Here is a 6224-nt window from a genome sequence, read left to right as displayed (position 1 = left end):
CGGCGGAGGCAGCAGCGGCGCCACACGCTGCCAGAAGGCGTCGGGAACGAGTTCGCGGACCATGCACTCAAGCTGGGGATGCCCTTCGTCGGTGGCCACCCCAGCCCTGACTTTTGTTAGGTCCTCTAAGGCTCCACCGAGTGGTTGTCGAGCGTGTACAGCGCGAACCCGGCGTTCATGAACCGCGCCAGGAAGCGCGCGGGATCCCGTCCCTGCAGGTGGAAGAGCTTGGGGTCGAACTCCACCACGAACGCCACTTCGGGATGACAGCGCTCCAGCAGTTCGTCCAGCCCACTCTCCAGACACCCCTCGGCCCCCTCGACATCCACCTTGATGACACGGGCCCTGGCAGCCTCTTCGCGTGTGAGCAGGTCCACCAGCCGGCGCCCGGGCACTTCGCTCTCGGGTGCGCGTCCTCTGCGCTCATCCCTCCACGTCATCGCCGTGCCGGAATTGCCCGCATCGGGAGGGTAGATCTTCACCGTGCAGTCCTCATCCGCCAGGGCCATGTTCACAGCGCGGACGTTGGCGGCGGGGTTCAGGGACAAGTTCCTTTGCAGCAACTCGAAGTTTCGCGGCGAGGCCTCGATGGCCACCACCCCGCCCGTGGCACCGACGCACGCGGCCCCCAACAGCGTGAAGTAGCCCGCGTTCGCACCGACATCCACGAAGACATCTCCCGCGACCAACCGTGACTGCAACCACGCCGTCAGGCTCGGCTCCCATACGCCCACGGCATAGACAGCGCCATGCACCAGGTCCGCGGTGTTCCCCGCAAACCGAAAGCCCCAGGAGGTGCGCACCACGAAGTCCCGCGGACCATGGATGCGGCGCAGCCCCTTGAGCGCCGTGAGCACGGCGAGCTTCGCCGGCCAGCCTCGTGTGTTCTGGCGCACGTAGCGAACCACCGGCACCACGGCGGATGCCATGCGAGACAGCAAACTCCGCCCAGTTGGAATCCAGCTCATGACGTCCCCCTCGTGAGCGGGGGCAGTCGTTTGCCCACGCCATTCATTGCACAATGCCCGACTCTCAGAATGTGCTGCGCGGTATCCACACCCAGTCCGCTGCGGGCGTCCCATCCTTCCTCGCCATGGCCTGGGGCGCCAGCGCGCTCATGGCCTACAGGGTGGACCGGTGGGGGCCGCGCGTGGACTGACTCTTGGTGACGCCAGGCACATTGGAGAGCTGGAGCGCCTTTCCACCCACGGTCACCGTGCCCTCGAAGAGCCCCATGGGCTGCTCGAACTTGCTGCGGACGAGCGCCTCCTCGCGATTCTCGGCATGGTCGTAGACAGGCTGGAAACGCAGGTCCACCAAGCCATCCATTGTCGCCACCTTCCACGGCCGCATCAACTCCATGTCGCGATATTCGAAGCGCACATCAGCCAGCGGGTACAGCCTGGAGACGGCCCACCTCCCCTGCAGACTGGGCAGGTCCACCTCGGCCAGATCCCCCTGGTACGTGCCGAATCGGGGCTCCCCCTCCGGTGTGGCCACCGACGAGGGAACCAGCGGCAGAAGCGCGTCACGCTCAGGCGTCATCCCTCATCATTGGACGCCACCCGCCGGTGGATGTCACGTGCCCGTAAAGGACGGGCCAGGAATTCTAACGGCCCGCCGCACCGCCCTCGCCAGCCATTGCCCCGGCATGAGAGAGGGGCGCTCGACGGCAAGCGGGGCTATGGTCGCCTCCCTCGTGCGGAGGTGCCCTTGAAGAAGCTCATGATTGCCCTCGCAGCCCTGCTCGGCGTCGCCGGACTCGTGATGGCGGTGCCTGCCATCCGCCAGTGGAGGGAGGACTGGCAGAACGACGACCGCGGACTTGAGCCGGGCGGACTCCTCGGATTCGGAATCCCAGCGAAGCCACTCCCGGGCCAGGCCACGCCCCCGTGCACCGGAGGGTCCCTGGGCATTAACGGCGGGTGCTGGGAGAAGGTGGAGTTGTGGCTCAGGGACTGCGGCTCTGTCGGCTACGTCCACGAGGGCGGGTGCTACGTGCCCGCGAAGACGGCCCAGACGCGCGTTCCGCCAGGGTAGAGCTTCGCCGCAGCCGCCCGCACGTCCGACGGACGCCCCGGTGTTCGGGAGCGACCAGAAGGGCTGCGCAGTCGAGCGCTGCTGGGGCCCCTCATTCCCTTTTCTACAAGCCGAACGTGAATCGCGCACCGACGCCCGCCATCCCCTCGCGGGCGTTGGCCTCGGTGAAGGCGAACAGGCCCAGGCTGGCGAGGGGCATGCTCCCTCCCTCTCAACAGGGCCTCCTTCCCTCTTATGCACGCGTTGAAGTGGCCGGTTGAGCGGCGTCGGCTGAACGAAGTTGCTGAACGAAACGGACATTCATGACGATGTCCGAATCCGGCGAGTCCACCTCCCGACGCGGTGCTAGCCTGCACTCATGTCGACGCTTGCCAACGCCACCGCGCTCCCTGACGCGCACACCTGTGAGCAGGCGCGCATCACCCGCGACCCGCGCTTCGACGGGCTGTTTTTTACCGCGGTCACCAGCACCAAGATCTATTGCCGCCCCGTCTGTCCGGCGCCGATGGCCAAGCGCTTCACGTATTACGCCAGCGCAGCCGCCGCGGAAGCCGGCGGGTACCGGCCTTGCCTGCGATGTCGCCCGGAACTGTCACCCGGCGACGGCGCATGGCGTCGTGGCGATGCGCTGTTGGCGCGCGCTTTGAAATTGATCGAACAAGGCGTTCTCGACGAACAGCCACTGTCGGCGCTCGCCGAACGCGTCGACATCGGCGAACGCCAGCTGCGTCGGCTGTTCGTCGAACGACTCGGCGTGTCGCCAACGGGGGTGCATGGCACGCGACGCTTGTTGTTCGCCAAACAGCTGCTGACCGAAACGGCGATGCCGATCACCGAAGTCGCGCTTGCGGCCGGTTTCGGCAGCCTGCGCCGCTTCAACGCCGCCTTCCTCGAAGCCTATCGGATGGCTCCGCGCGACCTGCGCAAGCAACGAGTCGAAGTTCCCGGTGAGACCGTGACGCTGCGCCTGGGTTACCGCCCACCCTACGACTTCGTCGCGATGCTCGATTTCCTGCGCGGGCGCGCGCTGCCCGGTGTCGAAGTGGTGGATGCCACGAGTTACTCGCGAGTTTTCGGCTCGCTCGATGCGCCGGGCTGGCTGCGTGTTTCGCAATGGCCCGCATCGCATCGCCTGGCGGACGACAATGCGCTGAAGCTCGAACTGCACGGCGCGCGCACTTCGCAGATGCTGGAGATCGTCCATCGGCTGCGACGCATGTTCGATCTCGACGCGGATCCGCGGGCCATCATCGAAGCGCTCGGCGCCGATGCGCGGCTGCGTCCGTTGCTGAAGCAGCGCGCGGGACTGCGCGTTCCCAGCGGCTGGGACGGATTCGAGATCGCGGTGCGCGCGATCATCGGCCAACAGATCAGCGTCGCAGGCGCACGCACGCTGGCGACGCGACTTTCACATCACTTCGGTCAGCCACTGCCCGCACCCCTCGCGCCTGGGCTCGACCACCTCTTCCCCACGCCCGATGCGCTGGCCGACGCCGACCTGGGTGCGATCGGCCTGACACGCGCGCGTGCGCAGACCGTACGGACCATGGCGCGCGCACTTCTGGATGGCCACGTCGACTTCAAGCCGGAGCGTACGCTGGACGATTTCACGGCGCGCTGGGTCGCGTTGCCCGGCATCGGCCCGTGGACCGCGCATTACATCGCGCTGCGCGCATTGGGCCATCCCGATGCATTCCCCGCCGACGACCTGGTGCTGCAGCGCGCGGTACCCAATGATGGTTCGCGCATGACCGCGAAGGCGCTGACCGCGCGGGCGGAAGCCTGGCGTCCCTGGCGCGCCTATGGTGTGATTCATCTGTGGAAGGATTCGATGGGGCCCGCAAAGGCCACCTCCATCGCGAACGCGTCCTCCACGAACACCACGGTCAAGACCCCGCTGCTCAAGCGCACGCCGCCCAAGAGCGCACCCGTCAAGAAGGCGAAGGTGACCGCGTAATGCAAAGCAACGTGTTCTATCGCCACATCGAAAGCCCGGTCGGGGCGTTGCTGATTGCCGGCAATGACGAGGGCCTGCGGTTGATCGAGTTCCATGCACCGCGCCACCCGATGCGTCGTAGCGAGGATTGGCATGAAGGCGACCACGCGGTACTGCGGGACACTCAGAAGCAACTGGGCGAATACTTCGCGGGCAAACGCCGGGGCTTCGAACTGCCTCTTGCGCCGCAGGGGACGCAGTTCCAGCGCCAGGTGTGGTGGGAACTCGCCAACATTCCATTTGGCGGCACGATCAGTTACGCCGAACTCGCGCTGCGCGTGGACAGACCCACGGCGACGCGCGCAGTGGGCGCGGCGAATGGGCGCAATCCGATTCCCATCGTGCTGCCTTGTCATCGCGTGATCGGCGCAAACGGCAGCCTCACCGGTTTCGGCGGCGGCTTGCCGACCAAGCAGTTCCTGCTGCAGTTGGAAGGAGCGATGCCGCGCCAGGTGGATCTGTTCGCCTGATAGGGCAGAACAAGCTCCTCGCTACAAGCCCACCATCCTCCGCCGGCGTGCCACACCGGTGTCGTCACACAGCTGAGACATGCCGCGTCACGCTTGCGTCAGGCACATGTGCTATCCCCCGGAATTCTTCACTTGGAGGAAACACATGAAGTTCCGCAATTTCGTACTCGCCTGTGCTCTGTCTCTCGGAGTCACTGCCTGTGGCAGCACGTCTCCCGACGAGTCTCCCGTCGTCCCTGTCGAGGAGACGGGCGTCTCCACCGCCGCGGCGACGGCCACCCGCATCTACGCGTACGAGCCCACCGGCACGCACGAACTCAGCTTCGAGACGCTGGGCACCTTCGAGACGCGCAACAACCGCCGCGTGCTCGTGATTCGTGGCACCACCAACCGCTACATCAGTGATGTCTTCAGCTTCGTGCCGGATGACGCCTTTGGCACGGCGAGCGTCATCAGCGAGCGGCGCTTCGAGGTCGTACTGGAGGAGGGCCACGAGCTGAACACGATGCTCTCCGGCCTGCCGCTGCTGGTCTCCATCGACACCTTCACGGGCTCGCCGACACGGTACTACGCGCAGATCATCCTCGCGCCCCGCTTCTTCGACTTCCGTGGGCCGAACTCCATCTCCGTCTTCGAGAACGTCGACCCGGTCTACGTGCGCAACACGGCCGGCACCGAGGCCCTGATGTACCGCGGCCGGGTGGACTCGGCGGCCACGTCGCTCACCGTCACCGCGCCGGACGGCGTGCCGACGGTCTCCCGCGTGGACGCGGACACCTTCAACCTGGACTGGCGCTACCCGGCCGTGCACCAGGCCGTGGACCCGCACACCATTCCCCTCACCTTCACCGCCGCGCTGAACACCGGCGCCGTGGTGGACGAGACGGCGCGCCTCGTGGTGCGCGTCACCGGGCTGGCCATCAGCACCAACGACGACCCGTACAACACGTGGCCGTCCCCCGCATGCCAGCCGGCCGTCTACAACTGCTACCACTCGAAGCCCGCGGGCACGCTGGACTTCAGCTCGTGCGGTACCTACCGCCAGGTGCAGCGCTGCACGTACGCGAGCGCCTGCGAGGTGCTCCCCGGCCAGCCGCTGTCGCTCACCGAAATTGGCTTCCCGCTCCAGGCGCCCGACTCCGACGCCTCGGCCACGACGTGGTACGGGCTGGTCGGCATCGACGCGTACAGCACCCCGGAGTGCCCGGCCACCCCGGTGACCATCCAGACGGTGGTGGACCACCTCCACGAGACGACGCAGACCGTGCTGCCGTTCGATTGGGGCGTGGCCACCGACCGCGCCGGCATGGTGGTGGACAACTACTTCTTCGGCTCGAGCAGCGACCCGCTGCTGGCCGCCCTCGACACGTTCGCGGGCGGTGGCCCCATCCAGGCGTGGTTCGCCTGGGAGGAGATCCCCTGCCACAACTGCCACAGGTACGCCGAGTATGGCGTTCTGTACTACCCGAACAGCGGCAAGGTCATCTCGCTGAAGAGCTACCACGGCTACGACTGGTGATGAGCTCCCGCCCGGGCCGCCCCCAGCGCCCGGGCGGTCCTCCTCCAGGGAGTCGCCGCGGTCTACGGAACCGGCTCTCCCGCACTTCGTGTGGCTCCCCTCTGGGGAGTAGGCAGACGCGGCAAGCTGCCAGCGGGGCGAATACACCCAGGGAATGGAAACGCTGTACCCACTTCCAGGGTGTCGGGTGGGCCGGGTG

6 protein-coding genes are annotated in these 6224 nt (G+C 66.8%); 4 read left to right on the top strand and 2 right to left on the bottom strand.

The window, feature by feature from the left end:
• Positions 1-125: 125 nt before the first annotated feature.
• Both HUA78_RS45395 and HUA78_RS45390 read right to left on the bottom strand, forming a co-directional pair.
• Positions 126-929, bottom strand: a complete 804-nt coding sequence (locus HUA78_RS45395; RefSeq protein WP_174479092.1) for an FkbM family methyltransferase — start codon at positions 927-929, stop codon at positions 126-128.
• A gap of 193 nt (positions 930-1122) precedes the next feature.
• A complete protein-coding gene (locus HUA78_RS45390) occupies positions 1123-1545 on the bottom strand; it encodes a DUF2804 family protein (RefSeq protein ID WP_174479091.1) in 423 nt (140 codons plus the stop codon).
• A gap of 168 nt (positions 1546-1713) precedes the next feature.
• Between HUA78_RS45390 and HUA78_RS45385 the strand changes: the two genes are divergently transcribed.
• From HUA78_RS45385 to HUA78_RS45370, 4 genes are all read left to right on the top strand, one after another.
• Positions 1714-2040 carry a hypothetical protein gene (locus tag HUA78_RS45385; RefSeq protein ID WP_174456830.1) on the top strand — a complete coding sequence of 109 codons (327 nt, stop codon included), beginning with the start codon at positions 1714-1716 and terminating at the stop codon, positions 2038-2040.
• Between the two features lie 358 nt (positions 2041-2398).
• Positions 2399-3997, top strand: coding sequence for a DNA-3-methyladenine glycosylase 2 family protein (locus HUA78_RS45380; RefSeq protein ID WP_254624256.1), 1599 nt, complete (start codon positions 2399-2401; stop codon positions 3995-3997).
• A complete protein-coding gene (locus HUA78_RS45375; protein WP_174479090.1) occupies positions 3997-4506 on the top strand; it encodes a methylated-DNA--[protein]-cysteine S-methyltransferase in 510 nt (169 codons plus the stop codon). Before HUA78_RS45380 ends, HUA78_RS45375 begins: the two co-directional genes overlap by 1 nt.
• 145 nt (positions 4507-4651) lie before the next feature.
• On the top strand, positions 4652-6025 hold the full coding sequence (locus HUA78_RS45370) for a hypothetical protein (RefSeq protein WP_174456832.1): 1374 nt from the start codon (positions 4652-4654) through the stop codon (positions 6023-6025).
• The last annotated feature ends 199 nt before the right edge of the window (positions 6026-6224 follow it).

This window comes from Myxococcus sp. CA033, assembly GCF_013336625.1.
Classification (GTDB): domain Bacteria; phylum Myxococcota; class Myxococcia; order Myxococcales; family Myxococcaceae; genus Myxococcus; species Myxococcus llanfairpwllgwyngyllgogerychwyrndrobwllllantysiliogogogochensis.
The sequence above is the reverse complement of the archived record's forward strand: the minus strand, read 5'-3'. Positions and strand labels throughout refer to the sequence as shown.